The organism is Paenibacillus rhizoryzae (genome assembly GCF_059686995.1).
This window is the reverse complement of the sequence record NZ_JCAALT010000002.1, coordinates 561,374-578,937: the sequence shown is the minus strand read 5'-3', so window position 1 is coordinate 578,937 and position 17,564 is coordinate 561,374. Positions and strand designations below refer to the sequence as shown.

At 49.4% G+C, this 17,564-nt stretch carries 9 protein-coding genes; all 9 read left to right on the top strand.

From position 1 onward, the window contains the following. The first annotated feature begins 547 nt into the window (after positions 1-547). The 9 genes from AC6ESO_RS07770 to AC6ESO_RS07730 all read left to right on the top strand — a co-directional run bounded on the left by AC6ESO_RS07770 (position 548) and on the right by AC6ESO_RS07730 (position 17,532). Positions 548-5,494, top strand: coding sequence for a CehA/McbA family metallohydrolase (locus AC6ESO_RS07770; RefSeq protein WP_497090877.1), 4,947 nt, complete (start codon positions 548-550; stop codon positions 5,492-5,494). A gap of 75 nt (positions 5,495-5,569) precedes the next feature. After that, on the top strand, positions 5,570-6,121 hold the full coding sequence (locus AC6ESO_RS07765) for a HupE/UreJ family protein (protein ID WP_497090876.1): 552 nt from the start codon (positions 5,570-5,572) through the stop codon (positions 6,119-6,121). Between the two features lie 16 nt (positions 6,122-6,137). Further along, on the top strand, positions 6,138-6,794 hold the full coding sequence (locus tag AC6ESO_RS07760; protein ID WP_497090875.1) for a hypothetical protein: 657 nt from the start codon (positions 6,138-6,140) through the stop codon (positions 6,792-6,794). 291 nt (positions 6,795-7,085) lie between these two features. Continuing rightward, positions 7,086-7,283 carry a hypothetical protein gene (locus AC6ESO_RS07755; protein WP_497090874.1) on the top strand — a complete coding sequence of 66 codons (198 nt, stop codon included), beginning with the start codon at positions 7,086-7,088 and terminating at the stop codon, positions 7,281-7,283. A 41-nt stretch (positions 7,284-7,324) separates the two neighbouring features. After that, on the top strand, positions 7,325-7,480 hold the full coding sequence (locus AC6ESO_RS07750) for a hypothetical protein (protein ID WP_497090873.1): 156 nt from the start codon (positions 7,325-7,327) through the stop codon (positions 7,478-7,480). Positions 7,481-7,738: 258 nt separating this feature from the next. Beyond that, positions 7,739-12,811 (top strand): S-layer homology domain-containing protein, encoded by a 5,073-nt coding sequence (locus AC6ESO_RS07745; RefSeq protein ID WP_497090872.1) that lies wholly within the window; start codon positions 7,739-7,741, stop codon positions 12,809-12,811. A 91-nt stretch (positions 12,812-12,902) separates the two neighbouring features. Then, the gene (locus tag AC6ESO_RS07740; RefSeq protein WP_497090871.1) at positions 12,903-14,003 is read left to right on the top strand and encodes a peptidylprolyl isomerase; all 1,101 of its coding nucleotides are present in this window, start codon (positions 12,903-12,905) and stop codon (positions 14,001-14,003) included. Between the two features lie 120 nt (positions 14,004-14,123). After that, the gene (locus tag AC6ESO_RS07735; RefSeq protein WP_497090870.1) at positions 14,124-15,905 is read left to right on the top strand and encodes a sensor histidine kinase; all 1,782 of its coding nucleotides are present in this window, start codon (positions 14,124-14,126) and stop codon (positions 15,903-15,905) included. 1 nt (position 15,906) lies between these two features. Beyond that, positions 15,907-17,532, top strand: a complete 1,626-nt coding sequence (locus AC6ESO_RS07730; RefSeq protein WP_497090869.1) for a response regulator transcription factor — start codon at positions 15,907-15,909, stop codon at positions 17,530-17,532. The last annotated feature ends 32 nt before the right edge of the window (positions 17,533-17,564 follow it).

Below are 17,564 nucleotides of genomic sequence, written 5' to 3'. Positions count from 1 at the left end.
ATTGAGGAGCCGTATTCTCTCAAATAAGGCCTCTACGGTTCGTTAGAGGTTGGTCACATCCTCGTATATTTATGACCAGCCTGTCTGCAAAATCTCCCTGATCGCATTCCCTTCAGCGTGGATTAGTTGAGATAAGGGGGTTGCAGTAGCGGGGTATGCCCTAAACGTTAAAGGCTATTAAAGGATAGAGATCTAAGATCTCTATCCTTTTTTTATTTGCGCGTTTGTTTACTTAATTGGACTATATTGATATTTTTGTTTCCTTAATCAGCGTATTTTACAAAATATCCATATTCAATTTTCATAATGAACCATCTCTGTAATCCACTCCATTAGTGGGTTCTACGTCGCTATAGGGATTGCATAACCAGTTGTTTCCTTTCATTCCGCAACAATTACTTCATGTCTCGCGAACATCGCTTTAACAGACCGCAAGTAACATAAAGGTTGCTTTAATCCGTTGAGGACAAGATGTCGAGAGACATTAGGATCAATAAAGCGCGGTAATACGATAAGACAAACCAGGAAGGGAAGTTTATTCAACATCATGTGGAAGAAATGGCTTAACACGGGAATTGCTGCAACACTGCTATTCGGTATCCTGCCATACGGCAAATCGTTTGCCGCATTGGAAGGAAACGCCGGTACATCGACCGAAGCGCCGCCTTTTACGTACGAGAACGGGACGACCGGCAAGGACGTAAATGCCGGTGATAAGTATTACTACGTCCAGAACGACGAAGCTATCGCGGTCATCTCCAACAAAGTCGGGAATAACAATGCACAAGGCTCTTTCAAGAAAGGCTGGCCCGTCGATTTTGTTTCCAAGGATCCGAAAGCCAACATGAAAGAAACGCTCGACTGGGCGGAGCTCGTTCTCAGTCCGACGATGAACAACAAGTATGCCCAAACGGGCTTGCAGCTGGATTTAAGCAATATCTCGGTTGACGGCGACTCTATCGTAGCGTCGGGACAGTGGGATAGTAATGCGAAAATCAAAAGTGCAGTGAAATACGAAATGCTCCCGAACGCACCGGTAATGAAAATGACGCTGACGCTGAACAACACGGACACGAAGGATTTCGCGGGTTATTTCCTTTATTCGCTTGATCCCGACGTGCCGGGTGCACAGGTTTCCTATGCGCCGGGGATTGGCTGGTATCCGGGCCTGCGGACCTCCGGTTGGAGCGAAAACTATATTTATGACGGTACAGATACCTCCTCGGGCGAGCCGGCCCATGCTATCGCATGGCTGGACAACCAGCCGACAGGGATTCACGGCAACGATATCTATTTCGGTGCCTGGTTTGACGCCAGTGTGAAAGCGGGTGAGAGCAAGCAGATCACGTGGTATCACATGACGGAAATTCCATCCGAGCGCGGCAACGCATACGATAATTTCTCCACGTACGCTAAAGAGCTATCCGTGCTTGATCCCGCCGTGCCCGACTACAGCAAGGTCAGCGGCACGATGACGGACACGACGACGGGCAACGCCATTAAAGGCGTGACGCTTGTCGCTAAGAACATCAACGCACAAGTGGCTGGTACCGTGACAACGGATTCCGCGGGTAAGTATGAATTATATCTACCGGCTAATACGTATACGCTGACGGCCTCAAGACCGGGCTACGAAGCGAAGTCCAGCTCTGTAGAAATCACGTCCGATTCAACGATACAATATCCGATGGACTATGCGATGAAGCCAATATCCGTCAGCGCGGGAACCGGTGTTCACCTTCTCGGGCCGATGTCTGAAGGTTCGATGGATGACATCGTCCTGCAGAACTCGAAGGTTGCCATGGCGATTGCGAAGACGACCGTCGACTCGCAGTTGAAAAACTCGGTCGGCCGTCCATTGGATTTTACTGTGCAGGGCATGGAGGATGATCTGGACTGGATAAACCTGCCGTACCTGCGGAAGGGCGCCATGCCAACTACTAACCCGTGGGACGTCGAGACGGTCACGTCGACGAGCGTGGACGTGGGCAGCGTCACGCCGGATGAAGCGTCCGTCAAGGTGAAGGGCACGTACTCCGAGGTGCCGGGCATTGAGGTGGAAACGACCTATTCCGTCAAAGCGGGCAAACAATGGATCGATGCCGAGACCGTGTTCAAGAACACGACCGGTACGGACCTGACGGCTTTTGCCGGTGATGCGCTCGATCATGATGGACCGGGCACGATCTCGTATGTGCCGGGCGTTGGTCAATTGCCTACGCTGGACACCTATACGCCGTCCTCTCCTTGGTTTGCTCAATACGGCACGTCCGGACAGGAATACGGTATTATTTATGACAGCAGCTTCAGTGGCTTCACAGTCTTCGGTAACAACACCTACGTCATAAGCGAGAAGCAAATCACGGTTCCGGCCGGCGGTGAGTTCCGCATGCTGCGCCATCTCGTAGCGGTAGGCACGGAAGGGCTCGTGGACAAGAGCACAGCGATGAACAACGTCTACGACGATCTGATCAGCGAGCAAACGGGCATTCGCATGGACCTTGCGACAGATAAGAACAATTTGGAGACGGGCGATACGTTCACAGCGACGCTGACGGTGACAAACGAATCGGAGCAGCCGGTGTCCGGCCTTGCCGGTAACCTGAAGCTGCCGGCGAACCTAACGACTACGGACGTGCTGGCGCAGCCGATACCGGACATCCCGGCGCATGGCGCTCAGTCCATAGCGTGGAACCTGAGCGCAAGCAGCGGTGGGCACGGCAACCTGGAGGTCGACATCGACAAGGACGGCGCGGCGTATACCGTCAAGACCGAGCAGGTCTTCGTGAATGGTCCCGGCTGGTATGCCGGTGACAACCACACGCACAGCCGATACAGCGACGGCAGCGGTTCAATCAATGACAACGCAACGGTCGCACGCAACAAAGGATTGGACTTCCTGACGGCAACGGATCATAACTCCATTAAGCAGAAGGACGATGTTCTGAAGGAAAACCGTCCCGACTTCGTTGAGCTGCTCGGCGAAGAAGTGACAACAGGCACCGGGCACTCGCTCGCGTACGATATCTCGAGCCTCATTAACTGGGCGCAGCCTGCGCAAAGCTATATCGACGAGACGCGCGCCAACAACGACGGCCAAGGGATGCATTTCATCGCGCATCCATACTATCCCGGTTTGGAATGGGAAGACTGGAGCGTCAAAAATTACAACGGCATCGAGGTCTGGAACGGCTTCTATCCGCCGAAGCATACGGTTAACGCCCAGGCGTTCGCCAAGTGGGATGAATTGAACAAGCAAGGCAGGCATATCATCGGGCTCGCCAACTCCGATGCCCATAACCCGGGCAAGGTCGGCGATCCGCATATCAAAGCGTACATGGACAAGCTGTCCAAAGAAGACGTCTACAAAGCGATTCGTTCCGGCATGCTGTATGGAACGAACGGAGACATCGACCTTGCCATCACCGTTAACGGCAAACCGATCGGTTCCGACGTCACGGTTGACCCTGCCGGAGGCGAGGCGGCGGTTACGCTTAGCGGATCCGCACCGGGCGGGTTGACTGGCGCACGTCTGATCAAGAACGGAACGGTAGTGCAAGAGTTCAAGTCACTGACCGGTACGAGCTGGACACAAACGGTGCAGGATAACGCTGTGCCCGGTGACTTCTACCGGATGGAACTCGAAGGCACCGGCGGCAAATTCGCGTTCTCGAATCCGATCTGGGTGACGGATGGCGTGAACGTACCGCAAAGCATGAGCTTTGAGCAGCCGAATCCGAAGCTGCTTGAGAGCCAAACGGCGGTTCTCGGCGTAACCGGCACATACATTGATAAAACGACTCGCGCGTTAACCGCTACGGGCAAGCTGGTATTCGCCAGCAACGACCCGGAAATCGTCGCGGTCGACAATAACGGCAACCTGACAGGCGTGAAGCCGGGACAAGCGGTCGTGACCGTTTCCTTCGGCAACCTGGAAATCCATACGACGGTCACCGTCGAGGCGAATCAAGCGCCGGTTGGCCAAGCAGGCTCGTATACGACGACAGTTGGTCATCCTGTAGATGGCGTGCTTGCCGCTACTGACGCGAACGGCGACCAGTTGGCGTACCAGATCGCGACCCAAGGCACACAAGGCGTTGCAACTGTTACGAACCCGGCGACAGGGGCATTCACGTATGTAACTAACGAAGGCGCGCAGCCGGGAACAGACAGCTTCACGTTCACTGCAAGCGATGGCAAACTGACGTCGGCTGAGACGACAGTAACGATTACAATCAACGAAGAATCGCCGACGAACACCGCGCCAGTGGCGGCGGACGGCAGCTTCGAGACGGATCAGGACGTCGCGCTGACGGACAAGTCTTTGTCCGCTGCCGATCCTGACGCAGGTGACACCTTGACCTACACAATTGTCACGAATGGGGAAAAAGGCTTAGCAACCATCGTCGATCCGGCAACGGGCAGTTTCACGTATTCGCCGCAAGCCGGGGTATCGGGAACTGACCACTTCACGTTTAAGGTTAACGACGGCCACATCGATTCCAACACAGCCACGGTGACCGTCACGATCAAGCCGGGTAATCATTTGCCGGTAGCGGAGGATGTCGCGGTCAATACGACGACAGGTGTCGCCATCGACGTGACGCTCAAGGGCACGGACGCGGACAGCGATCCGTTGACGTTCGCGATCGTTGATAACGGAACGAAAGGCAATGCCGTCATCGCAGATCCAACGGTGGCCAAAGCGGTCTATACGCCGTCGGCGGATGTTCAGACGGAGACAACGGATACGTTCACGTATCAAGTCAGTGACGGCAAGGGCATGTCCACGAAGGCGACCGTCACGGTTTCCATCAAGCCGCCGGGGCCGGGACACCCAAGCGATCCGCCTCCATCACAACCATCAACTCCGCAGACGCCGAGCGAGCCGGAGAAACCGGCCGATCCGCCTGTGAAACCGCCAGTGACGGACGATCCGGCACCTTCGAAGCCTGTTGACCAAATCTTCGGCGACGTAAAGGAAAGCTGGGCGAAGGGCTTCATTCAGCAAGCCGTCGATGGCGGGCTCATTAACGGATTCCCGGACGGCTCGTTTAAGCCAAACCAAGCGATTACGCGGGTTGAATTCCTGGCCGTCCTCGTCAGGGCGATGGGCTATGGAGATGCCGGCGCGGCACTGCCGTTCAAGGATTTGGCGAACGCGCCGGATTGGATGACAGACACCGTTGGCAAGGCGATCAAGGCTGGCGTCGTGACCGGCTACAACGACAATACGTTCCGTCCGAACCAGCCGTTAAGCCGGGCTGAGATGATTACCCTGCTCGCGAGAGCTATGGGACTGGTTGCCGACGGCACGCCGTCGACGTTCTCCGATGCAGCTTCCATCCCAACCTGGGCGCGTAGCCTGGCGGAGCAGTTGAAACAGCAAGGTATCATCGAAGGGCGCGGAGAAGGTAATTTCGTGCCGGATGCAATCTCGACGCGAGCTGAGGCCGTCAAGGTGATCATGTCCGCCCTGCAAGTGATCAAATAAAAACATTCTTCGGTTCGGGAATACGGGCAACGTCCGTATTCCCGGCTGTTTATTAGCCTGAAGGAGTTCATTATAGTGGGAAATTTTCTGCAATACCTTACTATGGGCATCGAACATATTTTATCGGGGTACGATCACCTGCTATTCCTCTGCGGGCTCATTATCGCGAGAATGTCGAAGCTCGATATCTTGAAAGTGTTGACCGCCTTCACGGTGGGGCACTGCGTGACGCTCGCATTATCCGCGCTGGAGATCGTTAGCCTGCCGCCGACTATCATCGAGCCCCTCATCGCGCTGTCGATTGTGTACATCACCGTTGAAAACCTGTTTCTCAAAAAACTAAACCACCGCTGGATCGTAACGCTTTTCTTCGGATTGGTTCACGGGTTCGGCTTTGCGGATATTTTGCGCGGAACGCTGTCAGACGACTTCGTAGTGCCGCTCTTCTCGTTCAATCTCGGCGTCGAGGCTGGTCAAATTATCGTTTTGGCTGCCGTGCTGCCGCTAATTTGGGCATTCAAGCAGACGAAGCTGGACGAGCGCATTCTTGTGTTTGGGGGGTCCGCGGTGGTGGCATGCTTCGGATTGTTCTGGTTTATCGAGCGCATGTCGCAGCAACTTCTTTAACTGGCGGGGAGAGTATATGAACATTAAGAGGATTATCGCAGGCTTACTGCTTGGGGCGGGCTTGCTTGCCGCGTGGCCAATTGCAGCATCGGCGCATTTCGAGCCGGTCGGTTATTCGGACGTTGTTGTCGTAGGCGATACAGTTGAATACGCGTTGTACATGGATCCCTATCAGCTGATGGAATTCGTCGATTTGGATCTCAATACGGACGGTTACGTGGATGAAGCGGAAGTCAAAACCCAGGCGGAAGCCTTGCGGGCATTCATGGGCTCGGGACTGCAGCTGTCGAGCGGCGGTACCACAGAGAAACCTGTCATCGGTGAGATTCGAATGACGGAGAAGGGCAAGCTTCCGATGGTGCGGCTTGATATGCAGTTCAAATTCGAGGCGCCGGTCGAGGATCTTGATATCGAGTATGCTTTCTTTCAAAAGGAAGGTTTTGTCCATCACCTTAACATGGCTCATATTCAGTTAGCAGATGAAGCGAAGGACGTCGTTTTTACGAAGGCCGCTTCATCGTTTATCTGGGAAAGCGGCGGAGCCACTACACATCGTTGGTCGGCTGTGCCGACGCAAACGATAATCAAATTGGGTGGACTGATCGGCCTATCGCTGCTCTTGGCGCTTTGCGCAGCGCTGTGGAATCGTCGGAGGACACTGAAGAAAGCGTAAAGGTGTAAAAAAGGCATGAGTCCGGTACTATACGGTGCTTATGCCTTTTTGTTTTGCCTTCATTCTACTGTTGATTGTAATACGTAATAGGGGTTCCAATTCAGTAATAATAACGTTAATGGCGTCACAGTTTTTTGTATCGTGGTCCAAAACCGTCATCTATAATACAAACTATCAAGCGAGTGGAGGAGGTTGTGCGAAAACAGCGGATAGAGCAATCCCATGCAACTTTGTTTTCCATGGATTGAAAGCGGTTGCAACCGGATTAATGATGGGGAGAGGGTAATTAACATGTTCAAGATCAAGAAGGGTAAAAAGTCTGCTTTTGTTATTTCAATGGTCATCATAGCTATGATGGTTATGGGGATTCCGGCGCAAGCAGATCCGGCTGTATCCGGTCAGGTTTACAAATTAGTAAACCCGAATAGCGGCAAGGTACTGGGCATCCGGGCTTCGACTTCTCGACTACCTTCCATACGTACACGCTGATTTGGAATGAAGGCAACATTCAGAAGTGGGTCGATAATACATTGGTGAAGGGAACGAACTTTACTTGGTATGGTCCGGATCCGGAAGTGCTGATTAACTTGGCTGTAGGTGGATCCCCGAACTCGGCGCCATCGGCAGGCGCAACACCGTTCCCATCGAAATTTACGCTCGATTATTTCCGTGTTTATGTAAAATAACATTTTCCCAAAGCCGTTGCTTTGCTGCCTTGAGCAGCGGGGCAGCGGCTTTTATTGTTTCCTGCGCATCGTTTACGAAAGTAGCGATAAAAACAGTAATCATGTCATGGCAATTCGTATATTGCGGCTATTCCCTTCCTTTATGATTAGAAAATCCGAGGGAGTGACTCTAGGGCGAGCTCTCTTGCAAAGGAGAGGAGGATAGCCCGAGGTTACGTCTACTGTACGGGAAATAGGATCAAAAGGAGAGAACATGGCATGATAGGGTTAAAAAAGGCAATTGCGTTATTTTGTATATTTACTATGGCAGTGTCCCTAATAAGTATAAGTCCAAAGGCAACCAGTGCAGCGTCGCTCGATTCTTACTATGTGGATTCGATAAACGGAAACGATAGTAATAGCGGAAGGAGTCCAGGCGAGGCGTGGAAAACGCTCAATAAGGTGAACGCCACGGATTTCGTGCCGGGAGATCGGATTTTGTTCAAAGCGGGAGGCATTTGGAACGGCCAGCTTACGATCGATGATTCCGGTTACGGCGAGAACCGCATTACATACGACAAATACGGCGAAGGTCCGAAGCCTATCATTGCAGGCGGAGGCGTTCCGAAAGCCATCTTCTTGAACAACGTTGAATATATCACGGTCAAAAACCTGGAAATTACGAACGATGCGCCCGAAAACGATCATCGCTACGGCATTTTCGTGTCTAATGATACAGGTAGGACATTAAGAAGCTTGCACTTCGAGAGCTTGGATATTCATAACGTGAAAGGCCATTATGAGGGCAGCTTGCGTTTCTGGTCCGCCGCCATCGGATTCAACGCTTATAAGAGCAATTCCTCTTACGACGACTTTCTTATCGCGGATAACCGGATCTACGACAATGAGAGCCATGGCATTCAGAGCGATGGGGACGAAGCCGTAAAAGACGTTACTTTTTTTACGAACGTCGTGATTCGAAACAATTATTTCGAGAGAAACGGAAACGGAGACATCGTCGTCGGTCTTTGCGACTCTCCTTTGATTGAATACAATACGTCCTACGATCAAGGCGGCGGTTTTGAAGGCTTTGGCTACACCGTTGCCATGTGGGAATGGTTAAGCAAGAATGCGGTCTTCCAAAATAATGAGGTCGCCTACACGAATCATGACCCGCTGCAAGATAATGACGACGGGGATTCGCAGGCTTTCGACGCCGACATCGCGACGGTTGACAGAGTTACTTTCCAATACAACTACAGCCATGACAACGCGGGCGGTTTCCTGCTGGTAATGGGCAATGCCCAGGAGAAATATAAAGGCGCGACCGTGAGATACAACGTGAGTTTCAACGACCATAAAATCAACGTCAACGAGAATACGACCCTATCGATCAATCACCCGGGTTCGGAGGGGTCTTACGTTTACAATAACGTGTTTTACAACAACATCGCAGATGAAGGCCTCCATATCAAGTCGCTCGCGACCGAAACGGGTAAAATTTATTACCAGAACAATATTTTTTATGCGAATGCGGCTTCTACCTATCCTTCCCATTCAGATTCCAATAACGTGTTTGACTATAACGGCTACTATGGAACCGGAAATGTCGCGCCGGCAGAAGACGCGCATGCCGTTACAACGGATCCGAAATTCGCGGGACCTATACCGACGGTTCCTACGGACGGCATGGGAGGTGCCGATGTATTCAAGTTGAGCTCGGACTCCCCGTATATTAACGCAGGAACAGTCATTGCGGATAATGGCGGCAGAGATTTCTGGGGACATGCGCTTTACAATAACGCACCCGATATCGGAGCGCATGAGTATGGAAGCCCTAAAGCAGCAACGGTGCCTCCAACTCCAAAACCGTTAGAGATTCCGGATGCGGTAGATCCGGTTATTCACGCCGGCAGATGGTCCGTGAAAGCCGTTTCTACGGACACGGCTTCCAATCAAGAAATGACGCAGACGATTGCAGGCGTCGAACCGAATAAAGATTACGAGGCTAAAGTTTGGGTGAAAGGCACGGGAGGCTATACGTTAGCGGTCGGAGACGGAAATACCGTTTTCAATCACACCTCTATTGAAGCTTCCGACGAGTGGACTCTAATCCAGTTGCCCGTGAATAGCGGAAATGCCACTTCGCTGGTTTTTGCGCTAACCGAGACGGGCGGAACATCTGGGACGGCCTACTTCGACGATGCTTATATGGGAGCCGCAAACGGCGGGAATTTGCTCGATAACGGCAGCTTTGAATATGGAGCTCGGCCTTGGACATCAGGCAATGTATTCTCGTTGTATCATACAATTACACCGACAAATCCTGAGGATCCGACACCGGAACCGGAGCCTGAGCTGCCGACATCGGCGGAACAAGTGAATGATGATTTCGACAGCAACGATTTGAACGCAAGATGGAAGTGGATTTCAGAAGATCCGTTAAAATGGAGTCTGTCCTCGAATCCGGGAAAAATGAATATCACGAGCAGCGGCGGAGATGTCGATTCTACTAAAAACGTATTGCTCCAATGGGCGCCTAAAGGCGATTTTACGATCGAAACCAAAGTATCCGCAATCCCGACGGCGGATTGGGAACAGACAGGTTTATTGGTCTACATGGATGGAGCTAACCACATCAAGCTTAACCGGGTACATGACGGCGAACTGAAATTCCAGTTCGGGTATAAGCAAGACGGCGTATGGAACAGCAGTACGTACACGAATATAAACGATGCGGAGGATGAGAATCCCGACTATTACCTGAAGCTGGAGAAAAGCGGCGCTACCTATACAGGGTACTACTCGCAAGACGGTACTGATTATACCGAAATAGGCAGCTATACCGTTTATTTCCCCGGCGATAAACGGATCGGGCTGTATAACTGCAATGGAACGAACGTCATTGCCGATTTCGATTATTTCCGTATGACAAGCTTGGATACCGATGCGGTCGAACCGACAGAGCCGCCGACAACGACACCGCCGGTACCTAACGAAGCGCACAGCGGCGATTACGCGATCAAAGTCGACAATAGCTCGGCCGACAGTGCTTGGAAGTCTATGGGCTACAGCGATATCGCGGTTACGCCGAATACCGATGTGGAATTCAAGGCATGGGTGAAAGGAAGCGGGAACGTAAAAGTTGTCGTCGCCAATGCGGATTGGTCTACGTTCAGCGAAACGGACTTAACCGCAACTGACGAATGGAACGAAGTGGGTACCGGCGTGTTCAATACGGGGACGAATAACGTAATGCATGTCATGCTCAAAACAACGGATGTCTCCACTACGATGTTTATCGACGATGTGTTCTTTGGCACACTCGGCGGGGAAAACGGCATCTCGAATGCTGACTTTGAAGACGGCTCGGATCCTTGGTGGAACGTAAATGCTCCTTTCTCTTTGGTGCAGAAAACGGAAGAACCAACGCCGCCTCCGACCGTATCCGTGCACAGTGGAACCAAGGCGATCAAAGTCGACAATAACTCGGCCGACAGTGCTTGGAAGTCTATGGGCTACAGCGATATCGCGGTTACGCCAAATACCGATGTGGAATTCAAGGCATGGGTGAAAGGAAGCGGAACCGTAAAAGCCGTCATCGCCAATGCGGATTGGTCTACGTTCAGCGAAACGGACTTAACCGCAAGCGGCGAATGGAACGAAGTTGGTACCGGCGTGTTCAATACGGGGACGAATAACGTTCTGCATGTCATGCTCAAAACGACGGATGCCTCCAGTACGATGTTTATTGACGATGTGTTCTTAGGAACATCCGGCGGGGAAAACGGCATCTCGAATGCTGACTTCGAAGACGGCTCGGGCCCTTGGTGGGGCGTGAACGCTCCATTCACCCTTGTTGAATTTATCGATCCGAATGTAAATTTGCTTCCTGAATTCTATCAGATGAGGGATAAAACGATTAGTGAAGGCAACCCTCTTGTGTTTACGATTCATGCAACAGATAAGAATGGAGATCCATTGACCTACAGTGCGGACAATCTGCCTGCAGGCGCAGCATTCAACGCTTTATCCCGTATATTCAGCTGGACGCCTACGGATTCGCAAGCAGGCCAATACAATGTTACGTTTCACGTCAACGATGGAACCAGCACGGTTTCTGAAGTTGTCCAAATCAATGTAATCGATGCATTACAAACACCAACAGCGCCGACAGCAGCGCCAATAGCGCCGAACCCGCAAACCGGAACCGTGAAAATAGAAGCGATCCCTGACGTTAACGGAAAAGCGGTTATCGACGTGAAGACGAATGAACTCGATGCAGCCATACTTCATGCGAAAGACTCTATAGTAGAAATTATGATACTGGGAACGGAATCAGCCAAAGAGGTAACCGTTAATCTTGCCGGCAGTTCGATTAAAACCGCCCGCGACAATAACATCGAGCGGTTCAATCTTAAGACTGGACTTGCCGAGATCTCGATTCCAACGGATCTATTGAAAAATGGAAACGAGACTACCGGAAATGTTCAACTTTCCGTAAAGAACGTCGATTCCTCGACGCTATCGGATGAAGTGAAAGCGGCCATTGGAAGCCATCCGATTTACGACTTCAACCTCAGCGTTGACGGGAAGAAAATCAGCCAGTTCGGGGATGAAACCGTGACGGTTAAGTTGAACTACAAGTTGAAACCCGAAGAAGACCCGGATCAAATCATCATTTATTACATGAATGATGATGGCAAACTGGAAATCGTGAAAAACGGCAAATACGATCATGCAACCGGTCAAATCACATTCAGCACTGCGCATTTCAGCAAATATGCGGTTGCCTATAAAGGAGTAAGCTTTAACGATATTGCGAACGTATCGTGGGCACAAGACAGCATAGAAGCATTGGCAGCAAGAGGCATTGTCAAAGGAGTAGGGGGAGACAGCTTCAAGCCCGATAGCCGGTTGACAAGAGCAGCGTTTATTACGATGCTGATGAACGCCTTTGATTTAGTGAACAGTGATGCCAAGACTTCGCTGAGCGATGTGAAGAGCGGCTCATGGTATTACAGTGCAGTCGCATCGGCACAACAGCTCGGTATCGTTAAAGGCAAATCGGACGGCACGTTTGGCATCCAAGACCAGATTTCGAGGCAGGACATGGCGGTTATGATCTATAACACCGGGTTATTGGTGAAGGCTTACTTAAATGGAAACGGAGAAGTTGCTTCATTTAAAGATCAATCCGAAATTGCGGCTTACGCAGTCAATGCTGTAGTGGCCATTCATCAAGCCGGTATCATCGACGGTGTAGGGAATGGAAAGTTTACGCCTCAAGGTGGGGCAACAAGAGCGCAAGCGGCCGTTATCATTTGGAAATTGCGTACTGCCGCTAAGTAACATCGCGACAGTATCCACAAAGTATTTCATTCAAGAGATGACCCTTTACCCAAAGGGTCATCTCTTGATCTCATGAAAGGAAGTATGAGGTATGGATAAGAAAAGGAATGAAAAGCGATTTCGTTTCACATTGAAACATTTGGGGTTATGGATCGCAGCAATTACGGCTATTTGTACGGTTCTTATCCTAGTAGGCACTAGCAATGATACAAATGGGGACTCTAGTGTTGTAGCAACGGTAGACGACGAACCTATAACTGTACAAGAGTTAATGCCAAAGCTCATCAAGCATCGCTCGGAAGTATTCGACTATTTCAAGAAGGCGCACAATGTCGAACCTGGAAAAGGATTCTGGACGAGCAGTTTTGATGGTGAAATACCTGCGGATTATCTAAAAAAGCTTGCCTTGGATGAGGCAATACAAATTAAAGTTCAACAAATCCAGGGAAAAGAAAAGGAACTGGTTCAAGATATCAGCTATTCTCAATTTCTAATCGATCTTAAGAATGAAAATGCCAGACGGAAAACGGCTATCGCAAACAAGAAAGTCATCTACGGTCCCGAACAGTATACCGAAGATGTTTATTTCTCGATCTTGTTCACGGATATGATTCAAAAGTTAAAGAAAAAACTAGATGAACAGCTAGTCGTTTCCGAGGAAGAGATCAAGCAATATTACGATACCGCCATAAAGGAAAACAAGTACAAGAAAATAGAGAAGGTAAAGGTAGAGAAAGCTTCTTTTGCTTTTACAGCTAAAGACGATAAGAGCAAGAACGCCGCAAAGGAAATGGCCGAAGAAGTACGGGGGAAAATCGTTAAAGGAGATCATATGAAAGACTTAGCCGATAAGTATAGCGCAAATTCGGTTATTAAAGTCGATTTCGGCGAACAGCTATTTGATTCTACTACAAGCCGTGAAGATTATATGCCCGCAACCCATGAATTTACCGAGAATGCCGTCGGCTTATCCGTAGGGCAAGTGAGTAAGGTTTTCGAGTACAATAAAGCTTACTATGTGGTGAAATGCATCGAAAAGACTGAGGAAGGATTCAATGAACGGGAAGAAGTTAACGAATCCATTACGCAGCTATTGAAAGAACGAAAGTACGCCTCTTATGTCGACGATTTAGTAAAGAAAGCAACGGTACATATAGATCAGGAAGTCTATAGAAAGCTTGAAATGTTTTAGGCGGCAGAACCAAGTATCGACATTTTCTTAGGAATCGGGTTACAATTTTCATTGCCATATGCAGCACGGCTTATTTGAACGGATTGAGGTCGATTGATAGACGCAGAGAGAGGTTAGCTGATGAACCAGAAGAAAACATTGCGTTTCAAATTCATCCTCGGTTTTTTTATCGTAACGACCCCTTTGATCTTCTTCTTGTTCTATAATAACTTTTACGCCATGAATGTCGTCCGGGCCGAGGTATCTCAGTCCTATTACAATTTCCTCGAAACGCAGGTCTCCTCTCTCGATCAAACGTTGGAGGAAACGAACAATTATATTCTACGTCTGGGAAGCAGTGATTTCTCTTACACCAATTTGATACCGCTTACTTTATACCCGAAGGAAAACGGCGATTATTTTATGGCTAAGCAGTGGTTATTGCGCAAGTTCGATGACGATCTCAGCGTCTATAAAGGAATCGAAACCTTCTTCGTCTATTCGAAAAAAAATAACGATATGATCAGCGTAAAAAAGAGCTATGAAGATTCAGAGAAATTCGACGGCGTCCTGTATTCCTTCTTCGATGAACACAAGGACGGCATGGATACCCAGAACTGGACAGTCACCGAATGGAAGAACAAATATTACTTGGTTCGCGTCATTCCGATTAGCCCGAATGAAATTAATCGGGAGCTTTATGTGGGTGCTTTAATCGATATTGATAAATTAATTCAACCGCTCAGACAATCCAATTTCGGCAACAGCGGGAAAGAACTGCTGCTGATGTCGAACGCAGGCACCTCTCTTATTGAAACGACCCTATCTACCGATAACGTGAATGAAATCGTAAAGAAGCTGGAACACAACGAGATGAAGTACGTTTCCTTTACGAAGTCATCGAGCGGAAGCAAGTATATGCTTGTCGGCCTTCCTTTTCAATATGCACCGATTAGTCTCGCCGTCTTTATTCCGGAGAAGGTCGTGCTGCAGAAACTGTTATATTTTCAACGCTTGCTCTTCTTGCTTCCCATTGGCTTAATTATCATTCTTGTATTCTACTTGTTATTTGTAAAGAACGTACTGCTGCGGCCCATGAACATTCTGATTAAAGGGATGCAGAGCATCGGCCGGGGGAATTTGGATGTGAGGCTCGGCGACCATTCAACCAAGGAGTTTTCATTCCTGGTAGAGACGTTTAACAAAATGGCTTCTCAAATTCAGAGCTTGAAAATTAACGTTTACGAGGAAATGCTGCGAGCGCAGAAGGCAGAATTCAATCATTTGCAAGCGCAGATTAACCCGCATTTCTATTTGAACTCTTTAAATATCATATTTAGCCTCTCGGTGCTGGAGGAGAATCTGCTGGTTCAGAAGATGACGGAGCATTTAGGCGATTATTTCCGCTTCATTACCCGTTCCCATCGGGAGACGATCACGCTGGCTGAAGAGATTGGGCATATCGAGAATTATTTGGAGATCCAGAAGCTTAGATTCCCGGAGAAATTAACGTTTCAGGTTAAGGTCCCTGACATGTATAAAACGTACAGTATATCTCCCTTAATCATCCAACCCTTCGTTGAGAATGCGATTATACACGGCATGGATAAAGGCAAATCGGTCTTTCAAATTGCAATCTCGGTAAGGCAATCCGAAGCGTCCATTGATTGCTACGAAGTGTGTATCAGCGACAGCGGTAAAGGGTTTGCGCCTGATAAATTGCAGCTGTTCCAAGCCGGCCAATACGCAGAAGGCCAAGGCTCAGGCGATAAGCATCTGGGGATTTGGAATGTGCATCATCGCTTGCGGATGAAGTATGGCGAGGCATTCAACATTTTGTTCGAGAATGGAGCCCAGAAAGGGGCAGTCGTACGCTTAATCATTCCAAAACAGTCACCATACGAAGAGCAGGGGGATCTCTAACATGTATAAGTTACTTATCGTAGATGATGAAGTCTATGCGATTAAAGCTTTGTTAAAAGGGATCGATTGGAACGGTTTAGGTTATAGCGAGGTTTATAGCGCATGCGATGCTGATGAAGCGATGGAAATTATCCGAACCGTGGGCATCGATGTTCTGCTGTGCGATATTGAAATGCCCGACAGCAATGGACTCGATCTGGTCGGGTGGGTCAGAGAGCATAACACGTCGATCGTGCCTGTTTTTTTGACAGGCCATGCCGACTTCTCTTACGCCCAACAGGCTATTCGCCTGGGCAGCTATGAATATTTACTGAAGCCTGTTAACTATGATCAATTAAGAACCGTAATGGTAAAGGTGCAGGAGCGGGTAGAGGATTTGAGGAAGGTCGAGCAATTCGATGAACAATTTCAAACCTATGAGAAGCTTTGGGAGAAGCAGAAGCCCTTATTGACCGAACGGTTCTGGCAAGATATATTAGCCCAGCGCCTCATACCGACCGCGGATAATTTAAAGCAGCAGCTTCCTGCTTATCATTTCACGTTTGATCCCCATACATTGATTTTGCCCATTCTGCTCAGCGTAGAGATGTGGAGCAAGGAATTCAATCTGCGCGATGAGGAAATCATGGAGTACGCACTGCGTAATGCGGCAGCTGAGATGTTTCTCCAATCACGTGCGGGAGACGTCATCCAAGACCGTAACGGCCTTCATTTCATACTCATTTACTTGACGGGGGATGCAGAGGCAGAGAAGGAGGATTGGCATGCCAAATGCCAGGCATACATCGACGTCTGTTCGCAACTATTCTATTGCAGCTTATCCTGTTATATCGGCCAGCCGGTTGGAATAGGTGCTCTATCCGATAGCTGCCAGGCGTTACTGGAGCTGGAGGCTCGTAATATTGTAAATACGAAGGTTGTCCAATCCCAATCGGAACGTATAGGCAGTATGGCAGCAAATCCGATTAAAGCACCTGTCCATATCGAATGTGCGGACTGGGTGGTGCTATTCGAGTTAGGGAAGAAAGATGAACTTATGAAGCGACTGGAGGCAGTCCTTGCCGAACTCCGGGAAGATCAATCCAGCGCAGCTGAAACGATCGATGCGCTCTACCACTCGATCTTACATATGGTGTATCAAGTGTCGCACAAGCATGGACGATCCGTGAAAGAGATGATGGGTACAGGAAAATGGTTTGGAGATGCTTCGGCAACCCGTTCCGTTGCTCACTTTAAACAGTGGGCTGCGCGCGTTATTACTGCAGGAATCGATTATATGCAGTTGATGCGGATGGACAGCTCCGCCATCATCGAGAAAATAAGGCTGTATGTGCAAGCGAATTTGAAGGATGTCATGAGGGAAGGGATTGCCTCTCATGTGCATTTAAATTCGGCTTATTTATCAAGGCTGTTTAAGAAAGAAACAGGACAAACCTTGATGGAATACATCATTACGGTCCGGATGAACCAAGCCAAGATTATGCTCATTGAAACGGATTTGAAAATAAGTGAAATATGCGAATCTATGGGATACGAAAACTTCTCCCATTTCAGCAAGATTTTCAAGAAGCAGGTCGGCGTGCATCCCCAAGAATTTCGCAAGCGATATCAACTACTAGATAAATAACAGTTAGATAGACCCTCGATGAGCTATTCCTT